Annotated in this window: 1 pseudogene; it reads right to left on the bottom strand. The window is 56.0% G+C overall.

From position 1 onward, the window contains the following. Window positions 1-43 precede the first annotated feature (43 nt). A pseudogene (locus tag B3797_RS15990) lies at window positions 44-552 on the bottom strand (NADH-quinone oxidoreductase subunit C/D); the annotation flags it as partial.

The following is a 552-nucleotide window of genomic DNA, read 5'->3' as shown; positions in this document are numbered from 1 at the left end:
TTCGGGTCGATCGTATGAATGGCAATTTTTTGATCGTGCATAATTAGCGGTCCACGTCTGACATAACAAAATCGATACTACCGAGGTAAACGATCAGGTCGGATACCAGGCTGCCGCGGATCACCGACGGGATCTGCTGCAGGTGCGGGAAGCTCGGCGTGCGCACGCGGGTGCGATAGCTCATGGTGCTGCCGTCGCTGGTCAGGTAGTAGCTGTTGATCCCTTTGGTCGCCTCAATCATCTGCAGCGATTCGTTGGCCGGCATCACCGGGCCCCATGAAACCTGCAGGAAGTGAGTGATCAGCGTTTCAATATGCTGCAGCGTACGCTCTTTCGGCGGCGGCGTGGTCAGCGGGTGATCCGCCTTGAACGGGCCTTCCGGCATATTGTTCAGGCACTGCTCAAGAATACGCAGCGACTGCCACATCTCTTCCATCTTCAGCTGTACGCGCGTGTAGGCATCGCTGATGCCAGCCCCAACCGGAATTTCAAAGTCGAAGTTTTCATAACCTGAATAGGGACGCCATTTGCGCACGTCGAAATCCAGGCCGG

This window comes from Pantoea sp. UBA5923 (assembly GCF_002431095.1).
Lineage (GTDB): Bacteria > Pseudomonadota > Gammaproteobacteria > Enterobacterales > Enterobacteriaceae > Pantoea > Pantoea piersonii.
This window is presented reverse-complemented; position numbering and strand designations above follow the sequence as displayed.